Annotated in this window: 27 protein-coding genes; 3 read left to right on the top strand and 24 right to left on the bottom strand. The window is 30.8% G+C overall.

All coding sequences use genetic code 11. The annotated features are described in order from the left end of the window. The first annotated feature begins 127 nt into the window (after positions 1 to 127). Positions 128 to 805, top strand: a complete 678-nt coding sequence (locus M0D21_RS02580) for a DUF4386 domain-containing protein (protein WP_248326241.1) — start codon at positions 128 to 130, stop codon at positions 803 to 805. Beyond that, positions 802 to 1242 carry an MBOAT family protein gene (locus M0D21_RS02575; protein WP_248326240.1) on the top strand — a complete coding sequence of 147 codons (441 nt, stop codon included), beginning with the start codon at positions 802 to 804 and terminating at the stop codon, positions 1240 to 1242. Before M0D21_RS02580 ends, M0D21_RS02575 begins: the two co-directional genes overlap by 4 nt. An 8-nt stretch (positions 1243 to 1250) precedes the next feature. Here M0D21_RS02575 and M0D21_RS02570 read toward each other — a convergent pair whose 3' ends face one another. The 10 genes from M0D21_RS02570 to M0D21_RS02525 all read right to left on the bottom strand — a co-directional run bounded on the left by M0D21_RS02570 (position 1251) and on the right by M0D21_RS02525 (position 7280). Next, positions 1251 to 1826: a Crp/Fnr family transcriptional regulator gene (locus M0D21_RS02570; protein WP_248326236.1), complete on the bottom strand. Its 576-nt coding sequence runs from the start codon at positions 1824 to 1826 to the stop codon at positions 1251 to 1253. A 15-nt stretch (positions 1827 to 1841) separates the two neighbouring features. After that, the gene (locus M0D21_RS02565) at positions 1842 to 2366 is read right to left on the bottom strand and encodes a DinB family protein (protein ID WP_248326228.1); all 525 of its coding nucleotides are present in this window, start codon (positions 2364 to 2366) and stop codon (positions 1842 to 1844) included. Positions 2367 to 2467: 101 nt separating this feature from the next. After that, the gene (locus M0D21_RS02560) at positions 2468 to 2857 is read right to left on the bottom strand and encodes a hypothetical protein (protein ID WP_248326219.1); all 390 of its coding nucleotides are present in this window, start codon (positions 2855 to 2857) and stop codon (positions 2468 to 2470) included. 13 nt (positions 2858 to 2870) lie between these two features. After that, complete coding sequence (locus tag M0D21_RS02555; protein WP_248326217.1) at positions 2871 to 3236, bottom strand: DoxX family protein; 366 nt, start codon at positions 3234 to 3236, stop codon at positions 2871 to 2873. Positions 3237 to 3239: 3 nt separating this feature from the next. Next, positions 3240 to 3902, bottom strand: coding sequence for a peroxiredoxin-like family protein (locus M0D21_RS02550; protein WP_248326208.1), 663 nt, complete (start codon positions 3900 to 3902; stop codon positions 3240 to 3242). Between the two features lie 98 nt (positions 3903 to 4000). Beyond that, positions 4001 to 4867 carry a helix-turn-helix domain-containing protein gene (locus tag M0D21_RS23040; RefSeq protein WP_248326207.1) on the bottom strand — a complete coding sequence of 289 codons (867 nt, stop codon included), beginning with the start codon at positions 4865 to 4867 and terminating at the stop codon, positions 4001 to 4003. Positions 4868 to 4983: 116 nt separating this feature from the next. Next, positions 4984 to 5520: an NADPH-dependent FMN reductase gene (locus M0D21_RS02540; RefSeq protein ID WP_248326203.1), complete on the bottom strand. Its 537-nt coding sequence runs from the start codon at positions 5518 to 5520 to the stop codon at positions 4984 to 4986. Position 5521: 1 nt separating this feature from the next. Beyond that, positions 5522 to 5977, bottom strand: coding sequence for a DoxX family protein (locus M0D21_RS02535; protein ID WP_248326201.1), 456 nt, complete (start codon positions 5975 to 5977; stop codon positions 5522 to 5524). 12 nt (positions 5978 to 5989) lie between these two features. Then, positions 5990 to 6607 (bottom strand): hypothetical protein, encoded by a 618-nt coding sequence (locus M0D21_RS02530; RefSeq protein WP_248326199.1) that lies wholly within the window; start codon positions 6605 to 6607, stop codon positions 5990 to 5992. Positions 6608 to 6698: 91 nt separating this feature from the next. After that, entirely contained in the window at positions 6699 to 7280 is a 582-nt protein-coding gene (locus tag M0D21_RS02525; protein WP_248326197.1) for a Crp/Fnr family transcriptional regulator, read from the bottom strand. 160 nt (positions 7281 to 7440) lie between these two features. Between M0D21_RS02525 and M0D21_RS02520 the strand changes: the two genes are divergently transcribed. Then, positions 7441 to 8190 (top strand): CPBP family glutamic-type intramembrane protease, encoded by a 750-nt coding sequence (locus tag M0D21_RS02520; protein WP_248326195.1) that lies wholly within the window; start codon positions 7441 to 7443, stop codon positions 8188 to 8190. 184 nt (positions 8191 to 8374) lie between these two features. On the opposite strand, the gene M0D21_RS02515 is transcribed toward M0D21_RS02520, so the two are convergent. From M0D21_RS02515 to M0D21_RS02450, 14 genes are all read right to left on the bottom strand, one after another. Next, positions 8375 to 8947: an RDD family protein gene (locus M0D21_RS02515; RefSeq protein WP_248326181.1), complete on the bottom strand. Its 573-nt coding sequence runs from the start codon at positions 8945 to 8947 to the stop codon at positions 8375 to 8377. Between the two features lie 84 nt (positions 8948 to 9031). Beyond that, positions 9032 to 9838 (bottom strand): hypothetical protein, encoded by an 807-nt coding sequence (locus M0D21_RS02510; protein ID WP_248326179.1) that lies wholly within the window; start codon positions 9836 to 9838, stop codon positions 9032 to 9034. Positions 9839 to 10174: 336 nt separating this feature from the next. Continuing rightward, complete coding sequence (locus M0D21_RS02505) at positions 10175 to 10735, bottom strand: tetratricopeptide repeat protein (protein ID WP_248326177.1); 561 nt, start codon at positions 10733 to 10735, stop codon at positions 10175 to 10177. A 106-nt stretch (positions 10736 to 10841) separates the two neighbouring features. Next, the gene (locus M0D21_RS02500; protein WP_248326175.1) at positions 10842 to 11519 is read right to left on the bottom strand and encodes a hypothetical protein; all 678 of its coding nucleotides are present in this window, start codon (positions 11517 to 11519) and stop codon (positions 10842 to 10844) included. 73 nt (positions 11520 to 11592) lie between these two features. Next, positions 11593 to 12288: a hypothetical protein gene (locus M0D21_RS02495; protein WP_248326164.1), complete on the bottom strand. Its 696-nt coding sequence runs from the start codon at positions 12286 to 12288 to the stop codon at positions 11593 to 11595. A 182-nt stretch (positions 12289 to 12470) separates the two neighbouring features. Then, entirely contained in the window at positions 12471 to 13037 is a 567-nt protein-coding gene (locus tag M0D21_RS02490) for a hypothetical protein (RefSeq protein WP_248326155.1), read from the bottom strand. 359 nt (positions 13038 to 13396) lie between these two features. After that, complete coding sequence (locus tag M0D21_RS02485; RefSeq protein ID WP_248326153.1) at positions 13397 to 13744, bottom strand: hypothetical protein; 348 nt, start codon at positions 13742 to 13744, stop codon at positions 13397 to 13399. 72 nt (positions 13745 to 13816) lie between these two features. Beyond that, positions 13817 to 14599, bottom strand: coding sequence for a CPBP family intramembrane glutamic endopeptidase (locus M0D21_RS02480; RefSeq protein ID WP_248326144.1), 783 nt, complete (start codon positions 14597 to 14599; stop codon positions 13817 to 13819). A 312-nt stretch (positions 14600 to 14911) separates the two neighbouring features. Then, positions 14912 to 15742, bottom strand: a complete 831-nt coding sequence (locus M0D21_RS02475; RefSeq protein ID WP_248326142.1) for a hypothetical protein — start codon at positions 15740 to 15742, stop codon at positions 14912 to 14914. A 45-nt stretch (positions 15743 to 15787) separates the two neighbouring features. After that, the gene (locus M0D21_RS02470; protein WP_248326140.1) at positions 15788 to 16402 is read right to left on the bottom strand and encodes a hypothetical protein; all 615 of its coding nucleotides are present in this window, start codon (positions 16400 to 16402) and stop codon (positions 15788 to 15790) included. Between the two features lie 70 nt (positions 16403 to 16472). Beyond that, positions 16473 to 17060, bottom strand: a complete 588-nt coding sequence (locus tag M0D21_RS02465; RefSeq protein WP_248326138.1) for a hypothetical protein — start codon at positions 17058 to 17060, stop codon at positions 16473 to 16475. A 29-nt stretch (positions 17061 to 17089) separates the two neighbouring features. Continuing rightward, positions 17090 to 17593, bottom strand: a complete 504-nt coding sequence (locus tag M0D21_RS02460) for a hypothetical protein (protein ID WP_248326136.1) — start codon at positions 17591 to 17593, stop codon at positions 17090 to 17092. A 468-nt stretch (positions 17594 to 18061) separates the two neighbouring features. Continuing rightward, the gene (locus tag M0D21_RS02455) at positions 18062 to 18898 is read right to left on the bottom strand and encodes a VOC family protein (RefSeq protein WP_248326134.1); all 837 of its coding nucleotides are present in this window, start codon (positions 18896 to 18898) and stop codon (positions 18062 to 18064) included. Positions 18899 to 18976: 78 nt separating this feature from the next. Beyond that, on the bottom strand, positions 18977 to 19453 hold the full coding sequence (locus tag M0D21_RS02450; RefSeq protein ID WP_248326132.1) for a hypothetical protein: 477 nt from the start codon (positions 19451 to 19453) through the stop codon (positions 18977 to 18979). Positions 19454 to 19481: the final 28 nt, after the last annotated feature.

Genomic DNA, 19481 nt, shown 5'->3' with positions numbered 1-19481 from the left:
TTTTACGATCTAATTTGTTCGTTGTTTAGATGTTTCTTTAGTCAATTTCTTGTCAGTTCTTAACCAAAGTCAATTTATAATATTCGTGATCTCAATAATTTTGCTTAAGCTTTTAAAACATTTGACTATGAAAACATTAGCAAAATTTTCGGGGATAGCATACTTGTTAATATTCATTTCTGGGTTTTATGCAAATTTTGCAATTTTGGGTTCTTTAATAGATCTAGGAAGCAGTGCCAAAACGACCATCAACATTATTGGTAATTCCATCCAATTCAGAAATGGCCTATTTGGTTTTTTAGCAATGTTAGTTGCTGATATATTCTTAATTTGGTCACTATTTGAATTCACAAAACCTGCTAATAAAAGGGTAGCATATGTAGCATCTTTACTTAGAGGATTTCATGCTTTGTTTTTCATTATCGCCTTGTTTAGGTTAATTGAGATTTATCACATTACATATAAAGCAACAAATTCTATTGAATTGCAAGCTACCGTAATTAATTTACTTTCCGAATTCGACATGTTTTGGACTATCGGTTTGTTATTCTTTGGTGCTCACTTAGTAACACTTAGTTTTTTGTGTTTAAAGTTTAAGAGTATACCCAAGCTTATAAGCTTGTTGTTGGTAATAGCAGCATTGGGTTATTTTGTAGATGGTTTGGCAAAATTATATTTTCAAGATTATCTAGATTATCAATTTTATTTCGAAGTCGTTGTTATTTTAACAGCCGTAATTGGAGAATTATCTTTTACAATATGGTTATTGATTCTAGGCTTTTCCAGACAAAATGAAAAAGTATGATTTCTTTAAGAGACTATATAAAACGAAGGAATGGTGTTTCTATGGGGCATTCAAAATCTTTGACAAATATGTTGAAAAGGTCTCTGGGCGCCACATCATTTGATATGTTTTGGGTGCACTGGAATCCCATATGGAATTATTACCTGAATAGGTATATCTGTAAACCCTTAAAAAATATTTTAAATCAATATGCTGCAATAATTTTAACTTTTGGAGTTTCTGGATTTATACATGATTTGGTAGGTCTTTTAATTAATAAAAAACTAACTCTTTTTTTCACATTGTGGTTTATGATCATGGGCGGGATAGTGGTGCTTTCTAAATATAAAAATCTCCAATATTCTAAAAGATATATTGTCGCTAGGTATGTAATTAATATTACTCTTATTCTAGGAAGTTTTTATTGTGCAAGATTTTTAATACGCTATGCTTATTAATTTAAATACTATCTTTTCATTACTCGTTTACGTATCCTACTTAAGGATTCTGGTTTTACACCTATATAACTTGCCAAATAATAGAGAGGAACTCTGTTCAAAAGTTTAGGTTTTTCGTTCAATAGATTTAAATAACGTTGTTCTGGAGAAGCTATAAGGTATGTAGCAAGTGAATCTTGTTGTTTTCCTAAATCTTTTTCAACAGAAGTTCTGCATAGTGTTTCATATTGAGGCACTTTTTTTATAAGTTCGATTTCTTTATCCACATGCAATACTGCCAGCCTGCTCTCTTCGATACATTCAAAATAATGTTTTGCGGGTATTTTTTGATGTAAGCTTGTAAAGGAGGCTATAGAAGTGCCTTCTTCATAAAAATTAGTCGTTATTTCATTACCATCAACGATATAGTATTTTCGTATTAATCCAGATAAATTTTGATAAGATTCTTTGGAGATTTGCCCTTCTCTTAGGAGTATAGTCCCCTTTTTAAAGATTTTAACAGGTATACAATCTTCAACTATTTTAGCTTCTTCATCTGAAATATCTATAGCTTTTCTAATAAGTTCTACAATTTCATTGTTCATCTAATTTTTTCAGCTTTATTTTTTTTTCAGCTCAAATTTATGAGGATTACCTAACGTTCTTTTTATACTTGCTATTTGTCCACAATGCCACATGGTATGTTTTATATTCCAATCAATGGCTTCGAACTTAGTTTTGGCTACAGGATGTTCTACTTTTCCCGGAACCAAATCACTTTTAAGTTCATCGGGAGTTAAGGTGTTGATTATTTCAATAGACTTTTTCTCGACAATTTCAAGATGATCTTTTAATTCTGTTATGTCCATTTTTCCTACAGAATCTTTGGGTGAAGAATTGAAAGTGTACAATTCGGCATACCGTTTTATAGGAAAATGTTTTAAAACATCTTCTTGATGTCCTTTAATAACAAGAATCGAATGGTAATAAATGCTAATTACCAAATGTCCAATTTGCCAGGAGATGTTTGACTCTATGATTTGAGGGGTTTCATCCCATTTTTCCACAGGAATCGAGTCTACCAGTTTATGAATCCATTGATACGTATCCTTGGTTTGTTTGCTTAAAATTTCAATTTCTGTCATTTTTATGCCTTTAATTTTTCTAAGATACTACAACTTTTAAGAATGGTATAGAAGAAGGATAAAATGACATTGTTATATTGAATTTTAAATAGCACTGGTCGTTAATTTTTTCTTTGAGTAAAAATTACTTCTCTGGTTACTTGCCAGCGATTTTCTTCCCAAATTAGATCAATACTTAAAACGATTTCTTTTTCAACACCAGTTAGGTTAACCTTTCTGGTTACTATGACCAGGCCTTTGTTTTCAGTTTGCTCTATATGATTAAACTCTGCCCAATCATTTAATGGAGCATCTCCGTTTTTTAATTTGGTTTGAAATAAAGCTTTAAAAGATTCTTTATTAGATAGTATTTTTTGTCCTTTCTCATCGATCATGATAACCTTTAGGTTTTGGTGATAAATCGATTCTAATTGTTTTAAATCGTAAGTAGTTCCAGCTTTAATCAAGTTTTCTACGGTTTGTTTTAAACCGTTTTCTGTTTTATTTCCCATTGGACTTATTTTTTTAGTTATTGTTTTTAAAGACTTTTCTATCATAGATCCATGATATGCTTGTAAATAGGATACCTAAAAAGGCTGGCATGTATTCACCATCTCTTACCATGACATGTGCTGCTAGGGCAAGTAGAACATCAAATAGAAAACCAGCATAAGCTAGTTCCTTTAAAAAGGTTGATTTTTTAGTTAATATCATTATCACTCCTAATATTTTTAGAATTGCCAAGGGGTAAATAAGCCAGGTAGGAAAACCTAGATTGTTAAAAAAACTACTGGCTCTTTCATGGGCAAACAAGTACATACTTGCCGAAAACATAAATAATAAGCACATAAGGCTTGTAGATATCCAATATATGGTTTTGGTTTTTTTCATGATTTAATTTTTTTGAATTAATATGTTGCTTTTGATATCATTAAATAGGGTTGTAGGCTCCAAGCGTGTCATATAATCTTCTTCAAAATGGGTATATATAATTTCCATATTCGTATTGATTACGTACACTGCCGGAACAGGTAATTCGAAATTTGAGTTACCATGAATTTGTATAAAATCCATTCCGAAGTTTTTATATTCATTTTTAGAAGCTTCATCTAATCGGAACACAATACCGATCTCTTTCATGAATTTGGCATCGATATCTACCAAAAGTGGAATGGTTAACTTATTCTTATTTGATGTTTGAATTGTTCTTTCCGGAATTTCTGCGCTAATTCCTATAATATCGGTATTAATCTGTAGGAAGTCTTTTCGCAGCCTCTCATATTCTCTCAGTTCCAAATTGCAATATGGGCACCATCCACCTCGGTAAAAGTTTAGGATAAGAAAATCTGTTTTGAGTAATTCACTAATAAAAGTATTGTTGTTATCTACAGTGGTAAGTGGTATATCTGGAACTTTGTCTCCAATCTTAAGAGCTTTTTCCTTTAGTTGATTTTTTCTTATCGCAACAATGCTATCTTTAAAAACCTGAGTTATAGATTGAGGCATACGCTGCATAGTAGCCTCCCTCATTGTCTTTAGCTGTTTTTCGAGTTTCATTTATATCAAATTTTGTTTGATACAAATTTCATACGAAATCGTTTTTAATCGATAATCTATCTAAGTTTATAAATAGTCAATATCGAACCGACGTGTAGTTATTTGTTTTTTTGTTGAAATTGAGAAGGTGTAAACCCTGTAAACTTTTTAAAGAAACGTATAAAGTTAGAATGTTCTTTAAACCCCATTTTAAAAGCGATCTGTTGCGAAGTATATTGGTTTTCTGAAATATTTCTTTGGATCTCCAGCAATAACCAACTATCTAAAAATGCTTTAGCAGTCTTATGTCCTATTTCTTTACAAATATCATTTAAGTATTTATACGAAACGGCTAACTTTTTTGCGTAGTCTTTGGCGTTATGGGTTTCATTATAATACTCTGTGATAAGCTGCTTGAATCGAATAAAATCTTTAAATCTTTGACTCTCAAAAGTTTTGTGTTGATAGATAGAAAGACGTTTAATTTGAAATAGTAGGGTCATAAAGGCGGAATTAACTACTTCAGATTTTAGGTTAGTATTGGTTTCCAGATGTACTTTTTCAAGTAGTTGTAAGAAAGGGGTGATAGTATTTAGGTTTTCTTGACCAATCTGTATAATTGGAGTATGGTAAATATGTAAAAAATGAAATATATTCTTATCACTAGTGTTTTGAGTTATAAAATTTTCTTCAAAAGAAATAATTACCCCTTTTACCTTAAGTTCTTTATTAAATGCATGTACTTGGCCTTTGGTTAAAGGTAAAATAACCCCTGGGGATAAAATTTCTTCTTTAAAATCAACACGATGAGTACTTTCTCCCTCAAATACAATAATAAGGGCATGAAAAGCGATACGATGTGGTATGGATAAATCGAATTTGCCCTCTGCACATCGCTTGTATAGTTCTTCGATAGTAATGAACTCAAAAGGAATAGATTGCTTTACAAATCTTGAGAATACAATATTTTCGATTTCATTTGACACAAATCATAGGTGTATATTGATTGTTTTTTCTATTTTGACTAGTTGTAAAAATAAAAAAGCGGTTTTGATTTAGCATCAAAGCCGCCGTTGTTTTTACGCATTGTTATTAATACTACTTATGCATTTAAATCTTGTTCAAAAAGTTGAATGTTTTTGTCGAGCTCCTCTCTAAGTTCGGTGTTAACAATTTCGTTTTCTGCAAAAGACTCGTAGAAATTGGGTAAAGAAAAATTTGCAATTACATTACCTCCCAGATAGGGAAAATATGCTTTGGCAGCTTCCAATATTGTTTTACCGCCTCTACCACCGGGAGAAGTGGCCAGTAATAATATGGGTTTATCTTTCCATACTTTCATATCGATTCTCGATAACCAATCTATAGTGTTTTTGAAAGAGGCCGTATACGAACCATTATGTTCTGCAAGCGAAATAACCAACCCATCAGATGATTCTATTACACGATTTAATTTCATGGCATTTTCAGGAACTCCATGTTCAGTTTCAAAATCAACCCCATAAAGAGGTAATTCATAATCATTTAAATCTACAACGGTTACATGTGCATTTTGTATTTCATGAGCTGTATACACCGCCAATATTTTGTTGATAGAATTTTTACTATTACTTCCTCCTAGTGCTATGATGTTTTTCATACTACAATTTGTTTAAAGTTTTTATAATTTGATTATCTATAGAAAATTTACCACTGCCATTGATAAAAGTAGATAAGGCCATACCAATAATTAATAGGGAATATTCGTAGCCTTCTCCTTTTTGGGCACCATACCAGTTCATAAAAAAGCCATGCTCAAGTTGTGCAGTAAAAATTATTCCTATGAATAGAAAAACGATAGCAAGAGCCCAAACCCTGCTGGCAAATCCTATTATTAAGAAAATAGACCCAAAAAATTCTGTTATAATTACCAAAAGTGCGATTAACCATGGCAGTTGTATTTGAGTGGTTAAAGCGTCTAAAGTTGCTGTAAATCCATATCCTCCAAAAGCGCCTAACATTTTTTGTGCTCCATGGGGGAATATGACTAGCCCTAGTGCGAAACGAACAATAAGTTGCCCCCAATTTTCATCTGTTTTAATAATTTTAAGTATCATTTTTATATGTATTTAAGGTGTGTTTTTGAATGTTTTTCTTATAAAAAAACCTATCGATGTTTTTGTATTTGGTGATTTGCCATATTGATCAAAGTCTATGGCAAAACCGAATTGAGTTGTTTTATAGGAGACTCCTGTTCTTAGTTGTTGAAAACTCCTTGAATGTGTCGAAAATTGATCCCAATGGCTAAGCAGTAGAGCGCTTAGTAAAACGTTCCACTGCTTGTTTAGAGGTTGAGTATATTGAATTTGAACAAATAATTCTCCGTTAATAAAATTCGTTGCCTCCATATGAGCAGCAGAAGAAATGGCAGCGAAGAAAAATCGTTTTGTTTTTGTAGAGAATAGCAAAGAAATTCTTTCAGAAAAACCAGAAATACTGTTGTAGTACAGAGAAGGTCCAATAGAAGCGAACTTGCTAAAATTCCAAAAGGCTGTGGTTTGCACTCCTAACTCATCAAAAATTACGTTTTCTTCTTCATGGTATTTCTGAAAAAAAGCTAAAGTTGAAATAGAAAATGTTTTCTTACCGTTAAGCGATAGCATTGAAAAAGAAGAAAAATCAGTCTTAGCAATTCCAGAAGCAAGTTCTAGTTGCGTCATTTGTGCTACAACCTTTTGACTAGACATCAAAAAATATAGACTTAAAATGATACCAATTTTCTTCATGGTACAAAGAACCAGCTCTTTGTATTAGAGAAAAATAATGTACATTAAGAAATTACAGTAATGTCATTTTTTTTCGAAGTAAACTTAAAAACTCTGGTGTGACGCCTAAATAGGCAGCAATATTTTTTTGAGATATTCGATTACGCAAAGAAGGGTATTTTTTAAGAAATTCGCGATACCGATCCTCTGCGTTTAATGAAATGTTTTGATCAGATCGTTGAATGTGAGAAACCAGTGATCTTTGATATAAGATTCTATAAAAGCGCTCAAACTTTGGAATTTTTTCAAAAAGAAGATCATAATTTTCTTTTGGCATTAGTAACACTTCAGAATCTTCTATTGCTTGTATAAAATATTTTGCGGGCTGTTGGGTGATAAAACTTGCCAAATCTCCAGACCACCAATCTTTAATCGCAAACATAGCGATATGTTCTGTACCATTTTCATCTATGGTATAGATTTTTAAGCACCCTTTGGTGGTGAAGTAATCGTACCGTGCGATTTCTCCAGGTCGAAGTAGGATTTCTTTTTTCTTAAGTGTCTTTTCTTTTAATAAAGAAATATATAGATCCTGTTCTTCCTGATTTAAATCTATAAAACGGCTAATATTTTTTAAAATTAACTCGTACTTCATTTTTTCCCTGGTTTAGCTAAAGTTAGTTAATTAGATTGAATTACTCATGAGTATATGCAACCTTGATTAAACTAAATATTTTTAGCTGCAGTTTTTTATTGAAATTATATCAAGAGTAACAAATGTAGGTATTGGTCGTCTCCCAATAAAACATTTACCTATGAACTACCCCTTGATTAAACCCAAATACTACTACTCGTTATGGAGAGAGGTTGTAAATTTTGTAAAAAAGCCAAACACCGTAAAGAATCTCGAAAAATCTACAAGAATCAAAATTTATGATACTATCGGGTTGTATATTTTGAAGCTAATTTTACTCATTCCTGTAGTTTTATTTTTTGCTTTGGTATACAATCCAGAGAATGTACAAAGTGTAAGCATGGCTGAGCGGTTTTCACCACCAATTTTATTATTGGTAGGAGGGATCATATTACCGTTTTTTGAAGAATTGACCTTTAGGCTTTCGCTAAGATTTAAGCCGACCTATTTTGTAGTATCATCAATTGTACTATCGTATTATATACTGACGAAATTTGTTTTTTTTACAAAAATAAGTGCTGTAGATGATAGTTTTATGATGCGTGTTGCGATATCAATTGCGATAGGACTTGTTCTTTTTCCGATAGTAAACATAAAACAGGTTAAAGACACGTTGGCTCAATTTTGGAGCACAAATTTTCGAGCGATTTATTACCTGTCCTGTGTGTTTTTTGCCTGGGCACATATCACAAAGTATGAAGTAAACTTAACCAATGTTCTATTGCTCCCCATTCTTACGTTACCTCAATTAATGAGTGCATTGCTATATGGATATCTTAGAATTTCTTTTGGATTCAAATACCCACTTCTTTTTCATATGTTTACCAATCTGTTGGCGCTAAGTTTATCACTATTACCGTTTGGGGACTAACTTATATATAATTTAGTAATTTACATAGGTAGAATAGGTGAACAGCTCTTCTCAATAGGGAGGAAACCAAGTGTGTGCAACGTATTTGTGTATGATTTTTTGCGGGAAAAGGTTGCGAGTGGTTTTCCGATGTTGTGGAAATTCAATCTTATTAATTATACACCGTGTTGGCAAATCGTTTTTTTTAATTCATTCCAGGCAATAATAAACTTAGTCCGTAAAAATACAATCCGCCAATTATTAAAATTCCGATAAAATTTATTTTCAACTTTATGTTTTTTAAATCAGTCCAAATTGATTTAATTTTTTCTTTTTCTGAAGTAACAACTTTGGTGTTTGCAAGAAAATCTCCAATCCGTCTTTCTGGATTTATTAACCCAACAATAACTTCTAATGGCCAAGCAATAGCTATTGTCAAATTTCGAATAAAGCATTGTAATTCAGTTGCTGGTTGTTCATTTTTTCTATTAATTACTTGATATCCTAATATTCGTTTTGCAGGACTTTTAGAATGAAAAAAATCTTTATTGAGATAAATAAACATCATGAAAAAGAAAAATATATAAAAAGCTCTGTTCTCAATTTCCAATATTCCGTTTGCTGCCAAAATTATTACAAGAATGATTGGAGGAACTATAACCATAATCATAATTATGTGGTCTAATAACATACTAGAAATCCGATGAAATCTTGGATTGATTCTGGCAAGGTTATTAACTTCTTTGTGTAAAATTCCTTTATATTCCGTTTCGTTCATTTTAATGTTTGCTAACGTCTCTTGTATGGTGCGTTTGCTTTCCAAAGGTAGCATATGCAATATACAAATTGTTATATGCAGTTTTTAATTTAGCGTTGTCAACTTAATTTCATTTTCATTTAATTCTAAAACTTTGAATACATATCCATAAACAAAATCTTTCCTCTCATTTTTATTTTCTCCATTTATATATAAAATTAAATCTTCATTTAGAATATCAAATCTGAAATCATATTTCGTTTTCGAATTCCTGAGGCAATAATAATCTACTAACTTTTGGTCTTTTTTAAATTTTAAAATACAATTTTCTTTGTATTTACTTTTTATTCTATTCAGTGTGTAAATTTTACCTTTTTCTATTTTATGAATAGAAAAATCATATTTCCACGATCCAATTAGAAGCTCATTTTTTTCAAGGTTTAATTGTTCTCGTTTTTTTTCCAATTCTCTCAAATAAGAACCAAAAATTTGTTCTTTAAGTTTGTTGTAATTCAAGTCCCCCCATTTGCAAAACTTAGTTATCTCAATTTCTTGTCCATCAATATTCAGAAAATAATATCTTACATATGAACTAGTCATTTCTTCAGCACAATTCTTTTCAAATTCGTAAGCTTTGCTCAGAAATTTATCTAATAAGGATATATTGCTTTTGGTTAGTTCAGTTTTTGAATTTTCAATTAAGTCGTGGTTTGGTCTTGTGATTATCGCGAGTACACGATTGTCTTTTTTTACGAATTTCATTTCCTCAACCGTATAATGTTCATCACCATATTGATGTCGAATCGTAAGTTCCTCAAATTCATTTTTGATATATAAAGTGTCACCTTCGATAAAAGCATATAATGAATTTAACTTTGAAATAAGTAGTAATAAGAATATTATTTTGTTCACTATCTTGGATTTAAATTCGTTTTCGCAAATTGCATATAACAAGTGTATATAGTTATCAAAAGTAACTATATTTCTTTTATATAATGTTGTAATTATTTGTAACTAATTGTAAGTGTTTGCAAATGACTAAATGTTACCCCCTAAAACACGCTAAAATGTCACCAGAAGGCAAAAGCTTGTTGCTACTAGAGGTTGTGTGCTAGGAGGTAGTATACTAAGGGTTTGCGAAATCCCTTTACCTAAGTGCCAAGAACTGTAAGGTATTATTAAATCATAAAAACCATTCGATTACTCACTTTGCTGCTATGACACATATATCGTGTTGGCAAATCGTTTTTATTCTAAATAAGTTTCTAATTTTTTCATTTCACAAACAATTCTATGATCTTTTGGTAAACAATCAATCAATTCAGATGGGATTACTCTGTCGCTCTCTGGAATCTTTTTATACCATTCTAAAACTTCTTGAAAGTATTTTTCTCCAATTTTTTCATTTCCAAGTTTATATTCACAATAACCAATTTGCTCGATCAATTTTATATATCTCCAGGTTGGTAATTCCTTTAGTTTTTCTCTATCGACTTTGTTGTAATTTTTTAGTGCTAAATCAAGCTGATTTAAGTCTTGATAGCAATGAGCTAAATACAATTGAGGAAAAACGTTATTTACGTCCAATTCAATTGCTTTTTTAAAATTCAGAATAGATTCTTTAATATTCACTTTCCAATCATCAGATTCGTAGTCTAGAAGTCCAAGTAAGTGGTAGCAATTAGAGTCTTTTTCATTGTAGTCAGCCAACATTGATTTAATTTCAATACGCAATTTATCTTTTTTAGCTTTCTGTTCGGCTAAAATGAATTCATCATATTTTTCAAATATTTTCTTTCTGATATCCACTTTTCTCTAATGTTTGCCAACGGTTGGGCTATGGTTTCGTTACGGAATGGTACGCGAGTATCATTCAGCCGTAATGAACTATAGCCGTTGTTGTGCGTAGTTTTTTTTAATACATTTCCTGTTCATTGTCTACTTTAAACAACACTAATTCCATTTTCTTTTTTATTTCCGATTCCATTTCTTTTTTACAACCTAACAACATTGGTGCGTCTTCTGCTGTTGTTAGACACCATTCCAAATTCTCCGAAAAAAGACACGTCTCTAATTGAAATCCAAACATTTCTTGAAGTTCAAAATACTTTCCTAAATCAATATCGATATATTCTTTTTCTAAATCAGTTTGGTAATTATATTCTTCAGAATCATAGATTAATAGATTTAGTTTTGTGTTTTCCGAAAGCCTTTTTAAAGAATCCTTTAGTTTGGATAAACTTAAATTATCCAAAAAAGAAGTTCCAGGTGTTTCGGGAATCAGATTTGTTGTTTTATGCGAATAAGGAACATTAAATCGGTCTGCCAATTTTTTTATTGATATTGGCTTATATAGTTTTTCATCTTTTAGTAAAACATTAAATTCTTGTTCAATTTTTACTCGTTTATTTATTTCCTCCAGAGTTTCGTTTTTCAAAGGATATTTGTCGAACGGAAAATTCTCGATTATTCCATAATCCCAATGCACTATAAATTTCGATTCAAAAAAATCAGGCACATAGTGTTTTGCAAAATTCCAATTTTCAGAATTTCGGCCATTATAAAACTGGATTAAGTCGTTAAAAATGTTCATTTTCAAATTACGCACAACGTTCCTTGTATATTGCGTTTGCCTGCCGAAAGCGGCATATGCAATATACAAATTGTTAGCTGTTTTTGTTTTTTCCGAATATCAATAGTATGTCAGCAATAGGGTAAGCCAAAGCGATAACTATTCCAAATATTCCTCGAATTAATTGTCCATTTTGTATTAATCCAACGATCGAAAAATAAATAATTACTAAACAAAAAGGATAAAGAAGAAGTCTTGTAATAATTTTAGCAAAAGTCCACTCTTTAACTTTCTCTCCATTAAATTTCTGTTTTGGTTTAGTTTCGATTTTAGGATTATTAGATCTTTCAATATTTTCTATAGTTTCTTTTAGTTCTTCTGTCAATAGAGATGTCTCATAATTTCTGACTTTAACCGTAAATAGATATAACAGTGTTCCTATTACAGCGATAACTATTAATCCAATGATAACTACCTTAAAATTGGTTGTAAATATTAAGCCTAAAATCAATAATATTATAAATCCGATTGTAACTTTATTCAGAAATTTATGATAAGGATTTTTCTCCGTTCTTATTCCACTTAGTTTTGCTTGTTGGTCGAATGTCAAATGATAAACTGGATAAACTGATCTCAAAAAACGAGATGATCTCCAAATTAGGATTTCATTTTGCTTTATTTCTCCACTATATTTAGTAGTATTATAAAAAAATGCATCGTTCCAATGATTTTTCAGATTACTTTTTTTATTCTGAATTATCAACTTCTCGATATCTTTTTTCCCCGCCATAAGGTTTGTTTGAATTACAGCTAACGTTTTATATATGTGTCGTAGCAGAGCAAAATGCTACCCTGCATTTTGATTTTTCTGCGCAGTCATTGCTAACTTTAACTTTTTGCAAGCATTGCGCCTTACCAAAATACAACAACCATTCGATACATCACTCAGCTGCTATGATCACATATATGGTGTTAGGCTTTTGTTTTATATTTTTTTATTATTTGATCATCCCAAACTTGAGCTTCTATATATTTATCATATTTAAACTTCTCCTCGGTTTGAGATTTTTCCTCATTGGGTAGTCCATACTCTTCAATAAGATCATTTATTTCATTTAATAAGAAAATTTGGCCGTTACAATTCTTTCGATAAGTTTTAAGTTTAGGTTCATCATTAAACTGATAGGAAACCATACTGTCAGGATACGTAAAACTTAAATTCTCAGTTTTAAAATCAGTTAGTGGGATTTTAATAACTCCTGGATTTAAATACCAAGATTTTGCAAACTCACATTCTCCTAAAGTAAAGTAAAAAGGATCCTTCCTGTTGGGTTTTCCTCCCTTTAAGATAAAATGATCTCTAATTCTTTTTTCTAAAGAGAATCTCAAGTCAAGATAGTTTTCAGGTCTTTTACTATTCCATCCTTCCGTAATTTTATCTTGAATATTTTCAGCTTTTTCATGACCATACTCCGTAATGTTGCGAAATGGTCCGTTTTCTAGTTCGTAATAATGAAATAAATATTTGGGTATGTTCATTTAGTTTAGTTAATAAAGCCTAACAAGTGTATATAGTTACCAAAAGTAACTATATTTCTTATATATAGTGTTGTAATTATTTGTAACTAATTGTAAGTGTTTGCAAATGGCTAAATGTTACCCTAAAACACATTAAAATGTCACCAGAAGGCAACATCTTGTTGCTACTAGAGGTTGTGTGCTAGGAGGTAGTATACTAAGGGTTTGTGAAAAGAATATGTTAAAACCAGAAAAAGTATAGGCATGTAATAATCTGCAAGGGTATTATTTCACTACGGTGTTACTTATTTGTCGTAGAGTAACGTTTTTTATTGTGTTTGTAGATTTAGTTTTTACGTCGTTTATTTTCGTTTTGCTTTTTAATTCAGTTTTATTTCTTTTTCCAATTCGTATTTTCTTTTTCTTAGTCTTTTTAGTTTTTTCTTGTCTTGGAATTTCCAAGTAACATGAGCAAGAAAGCAAAAAAAACTGTAGACAATGGCAGAAAGAATTACAAGTTCAAAATAGTTTAGTTCTGATACCTCTAACGCCGAGCGGGTCTCTCTTAGTTCATCACCTCCTGAATACATAGGTGCCCAGAGGGAAAATAACAGTCCAAAACCTATCACCTTCCAAAGGTTTTTAATGAAAAAACCCGAATCTTCGATGGTGGTTTTGATTTTACCTTCGAGAGCACTCAGTTCTTTTTCTTTGTAATATAATGACATAGTAAGGTTCTTAGATTACGGTCAACGCATATACCATAAGTGTCATCGAAGCGTAAAATGTTACCCCTAATATTACTCCTGTTTTTGAAACAAGAGTGTTTTTTTGTTCACTGTGAGTTTTATTCCTTTTCTTTTTTTGTAAAGTATGGTTGTATTAATAACCAGTGCAATAGTTAGAAGCCTAAATACGTTTGAGTAAATCCCACCAAGGGCATTGTCACTTACAGAGAATAGTTCCCAAGCCAGATTCATTAGCATATGTAAAAAAATAGGAACCCAGATATTAAAGTTCCATTCTGCATATACCCAAGCAAATAAGATGCCGCCTAAAAAGGTTATTAAGAATATTCCCAGAAGTTCATATAGTTCTGTACTTTGATATAAATGCAAGGAACCAAAGTAGAGCGCTCCGAATAATACTGAGAGTATAAATCCAAGTTTTGTTTTCCTAAAGGGTAATCCAAATAAAAATCCTCTGAAGTATAATTCTTCAAAAAAACCTGCAGCGACCACTCCAATCAAAATAGTATCTATCTTAATGGTTGTATTCAATTCAAAGACCACACCAAACCCGATGAACATAGGTAAGGTGCAGATAAGCGCAAATAAAAAACCTTTAAACAAAGACTTGTTAAGTCCTAGGTTTTGAAAAAAATCTGTTCTTTTTCCAATCAATAAGGTACCTAGAAACAAGGGAATTCCGGTAATCATATACGTTAGTAAGTGGCTAATACCAAGTTGATTTGTTTGAACCACAAACCACTTTCTTAGGTCTTTAAAATATAAATCATCGAAAATGAAATACAGTCCGAATGATAGGATGATAATTAGTAAGTTTTTAATCGTCGCATTCATTTTTATATCAAATTACGTTTCTAAAACTATAGACGCATTTTATTGATCTATAGTTGCCTGAACGTTATTCTACATACAGCCTGGATGGAAGGACAACCAACATCTATATTTGGTGTTAGTAGTAATAAAAATATAGTTGCTAATGGTATTAAGTATTTCAGTTGTAGTTTGTAGATAACGTTTTTTATACATGGCGTAACGGGTCAAAGTGTTACCATGTCTTTTTAGATGTTCCGGTGCAATTGGCATTTATTTTTTAAATTGTTTTATATTTTAAAGTATAAAAACAATTTGATATTCGAATATGTTGTTTTAAAAATTGTTGTTTTTCGGTTCCATCTTATCTTTAAACACTTTTGCTTCGTCAGTTTTTAAAAATTCAAGATCTTCGGTAATTATTGACTTATTTTTGATATGTCTATCCTTTTTTAAGTCTCTAATTTCTTTCAAATTCAAAGTCCACTTAGAAATTTTATTGGATACGCTTTGCAAAGTTCCATATTTCATACTACGTTCTTTGAAATTTGAATCCTCAAAATGGCTTTTGTTAAGATAATTTAGTTGATAAAGACTCTTTATGTAACCTTCTAGTATTCCTATTGAATGAAATGTCCATACATGATCGGTTTCATTTACTTCAACACTTGTTGAAAATAATCCTCTTTTTATTTTTCGTTCAGTTTCTGAATCATAGTTTTCGGGTAATTTGGTTATATATCCATATTCGAAATTAAAAGCATTAATTAAAGTTTCAGCTATATTTTCAACAGATTTTTGATCTATAAGTTCGCTTGATATTTGAATACATATCTGAAGTATTGAGTTTTGAGGTGGTTCGGTGTAATTAAGCATCGGGTTACTAATCGAAAAATATGTATTTGTGTTATTTGGTTCGAACCCTACAGAACTGTAGACAATTTCTTTTTGCTTTTTTAATATCTTTTTAAAACCATTTAGAGTCTTTCTTGAATCTTTATAATTTAAGTCAAAACAAGTAGCTTGTAAATCGGTTTTTTGATTTATGAAAGCTATTGTATTAAGAATACAACTTTCCATATCAAACTGTTTCGCACTTTGCAGGTCGGTTATCTTGAACAGTTTAATGATATGATTCTCTTTTTTACTCGCTTTAAATAAGTTCATCTGGTTTATACCTAAAAGTAAATAGTGCAAACTATCTAAATGTAGCTATGATTCATGCACCTTAATATCATTCGTCTTTATTTCAATTTTTTTATTGAGGTTATGATTAATAAAATCTGATATTTTAACGAAGTCAACCATCTTTAAATATAGATGATCAAGATTATACTTCTTTTGAGTTTGGTCAATAAAAATAATTCTATTTTGGAATAAATTTATCTCCTGTAGTTTTTTAATTTCTATACTATTTTTTTGATTCCCACTAACAGAAATCAATTCTTTGTCTTTTATCCAAATCATTCCATTTGGTATAAATAGAAACCCAGAAATGATTAGCAAAAGTCCGTTTAAAGTTATCAATAAAGAGAAAATCAAATACTCTTCTATGAAAATAATAGCGTAAGCCCCACCAATCACTAATAGTATTCCAATTATAAAGGGATAAATTCTATTATAAGTATCATTATCTGTTAAAAACCTTAACTCATTACTAATATTACCTCTTAGGTATTTTAGGCTCTTAAGTATTGATAAAGTAATGGTTAAAGTCCATAGTATTGGTAAATATTCCTTTATGGGATTTAGATAGTCTGTAAATAGGATTACTAGTAGAATACCAATAATAATGATCTGAGTTATGGTTGACTTTAATGGTTTCATTTAATCATTAATTATGGTTATAATATGTGTGTTAGTTAGGCAAGGTGTTTACTCAAATATAAAGGAAATCCTACAACGTGTTTTGTTCTTCCTTTAAATCAATGTTTTCTAATTCTAAGTAATAAGAGAAGAATTCTGCAAACCATTTTAGGTCGCCAATTACATATTTTTCATGTTCATCATCAAAACCAAGTAATGGGTATATGTTTTCTTGAGTATCCAACAGGAATAATGTTCCTTCATAAACATCATCTTCAAGATAATTGGTCGAATACCCAATAGCTTTAGTATTTCTTTTGTCGAAACTACCAGAGAAGTTTTTATGTTCAATTTTTAAAGATTTATTATAAAAGGTTTTGATGCTGTTGTTGACTTTTCTGTTCGATAGTAATCGTTGCGCATAGAATACTGAAAAACCGAGGGATGATAGTATAAGGAGGATTATTTTTATTGGCATCTTACTGAAAATATCGCTATTTTCAATTAAGACGTAATACGCGCACGCAATAAAAATTAAAAGAGGGAAAATAACAAAACCAATAAGAATTGGGTAATTTGTTTTTGCTACCCCAATTGTTATTTTATATCCATCAATTTGATGACTTATTTTATGCCTTTTGAATTTAGATTTTAAAACATTAATATCGGTTTGATTCATAAGTACCTCTTGTTGTCGTTTACTGTCTTTTATTCGTATCCGTGTTTCTTTTTCCAGTCAGATATTTCGATTTTATCTTCTGGAGAAAGTTTTAATCGTTTTTCTTCAGATTTTTTAAACCCATAAATAAACAAACCTGTCCAAAATAAAGTTCCAGTTATGAGTAATAGCAATCGCTGTTTAAATTTTAACGTAAAGTTTTCATTTCTAAGTTCAAAAAGATCTTTTCCAACAGACCAACTACCTGAAAGGATAAATGGTGCTACAGCAAAAATGTATAACATTCTAATCCTGGTATAACTTTCAAATTGATTTTGTTCTAAAGTATTTTCTAACTCGGTAAAATACTCATTTGCTTCTTTTTCCCACTTAGCAATTAACTTTTCTTGCTCTTTTTTCGAAACATTTCTTTTTTTAAGTTCCAGTTTTGATTGTCGAATAGCTTCTTCATTCCAATGATCTTTGCCTAAGTACACAATTTCGACTAGTTCTTGAGTCGTACGTTCAGATATTGGAGGGGAGAATTCAATCATTTGCAATATTGGGTAGCCTATGTTTACAATTACCAAAAGCACCTATATTTCTTATATATTCTTCTAGAATGGTCTCTAACTAAGAGTAAGTGTTTGCGAACGCTCAAATGTTACCCTAAAACACCCTGAAATGTCACTAGAGGCCCGTAGCGTATCACTACCAGAGGTTGTATGCCCTTAGAGAGTATAGTGAGAGGTTTAGAAAAGTAGGTGTTAAAACCAGAAAAGTATATATCACTAGTTTACTTTTCGCGTAGTTGCTATGACATCATATATCTTGTTATCAGCCGGTTCTTTTATATTTAGCTCTCCTTCTCATCTTTCCATTCCCAATGTCAATATAGAAAGTGACAGATTTCGAAGCACGAAACTTTCAGTTCTACTCAAACTTTGATACGAGCCAAAAACTTTGATTTCACTCCTGTTTCGCCTATTCTTTTCACATTGTTGCCATACGTTTTTTATTTGTCATATTTTTATAATTAGTGGTAATTCAGGTCGTAAGTCAAATATTTTTCCTTGAATATTATTGTCAAAAGTCAATTCCATTAAATGCTTTGCACCATTTTTGATGCTTAAGTTTTCAATTCCATTAATAGCTTTGATTGTTTGGGTTTCCATGTCCAATTCAGGCGATATAATCTTGATATTCGTTACTTTTTTAGCCCCATTTGGATGTTTATAGAACGTTCTTGCAAAAGCGTATTCTTCTGGTATATTTTTTAAGTCAGATAGTGTTTCAAACCTATCCGATTCTAATTCGGGATAAACTACAAAAACAGAAGGCTCTTTTAGGTTTGTTTTTGAATTAACAGCTGAATATATATTTTCATTATTATCCATCCATTCTTGATGATATTTCACTGTTTTGAATGGAATTTTTTCTATATCATAGTCTTTTACTTTTAAAGCAACGCTAAAAGGTGAAGCTCCATTTTTATCAAAATTTGCTCTCTCAGCAAAATCTAAATCTCTATTTACTCTATTATTTTCTTTGAATTCGGTTTGGTCGTACACAAAAATTAATTCGAGGTAGTTGTTTAAAAAGTAGAAATACCGTCCTGTTGTTCCTTGTCCTTTATGTATTGCCGAAAGTGAGTCGGGAACAGAGGTGAATCCAATATCTCTTAATTTCTTTTTTGCTGTTTTTGGATTTTTAACCCAAATGTTAAAATGGTCAACCTGTAAATCAGTTGAAATATTTAAAGCTGATCGGTCTGTTTTGGATTCAGTTTTTTTCTTGTTTACGCAAGAGTTAACTGTGAAGAATAAAACTAAAATTATGACGTAAGTGAGTTTGTTCATTCAAATGTGTGGTAACGGTTTTTGTATGATTAGTTGAGAAAAATCATAACTTATTTTCCCAACGTATTGGTAAGTTAATTATACACGTTGTTGTGGATTGCTTTTTATTTTTTCATTAGAAACATTCCCTTCTTGAAAATTGCAATCAATTTTAGGAATAATACCTTCAATTTCTTTTTTCAATTTAAGGTCATGAATATAAATCGGATTTGATGGAATGGAAATCAAGTCATAATGTTCTAATTTATCCTGCTTTTCTCGGTGAACGTCTTGAAAATCAAATGCGAAAAGTCCTTTTTTAGAGTATTCTAACCAATCAGATATATTTCTGTTATTCTTTGTAATTGGTTCTGCGTTGCCTTTTTCAGTTAATTGATTGATTATCAATTCTAGTTCAGAAAATAATGCATAGGATTTTCCAATGACTTTAGGGATTGGCGCTTCCATAATTGCGCTAAATATGGCTATCTGCCCCAAATTATCCTGAGCTATCCAATCCAACTCATGAGAGTAAGCCCCATTTTTAATTATTTCGTTCCAAGTTTCTTTATCCATTCTTTAAATGATCTACAACGATTAATGT

This window comes from Aquimarina acroporae, assembly GCF_023195925.1.
In the GTDB taxonomy this organism is placed as follows: domain Bacteria; phylum Bacteroidota; class Bacteroidia; order Flavobacteriales; family Flavobacteriaceae; genus Aquimarina; species Aquimarina acroporae.
The sequence above is the reverse complement of the archived record's forward strand: the minus strand, read 5'-3'. Positions and strand labels throughout refer to the sequence as shown.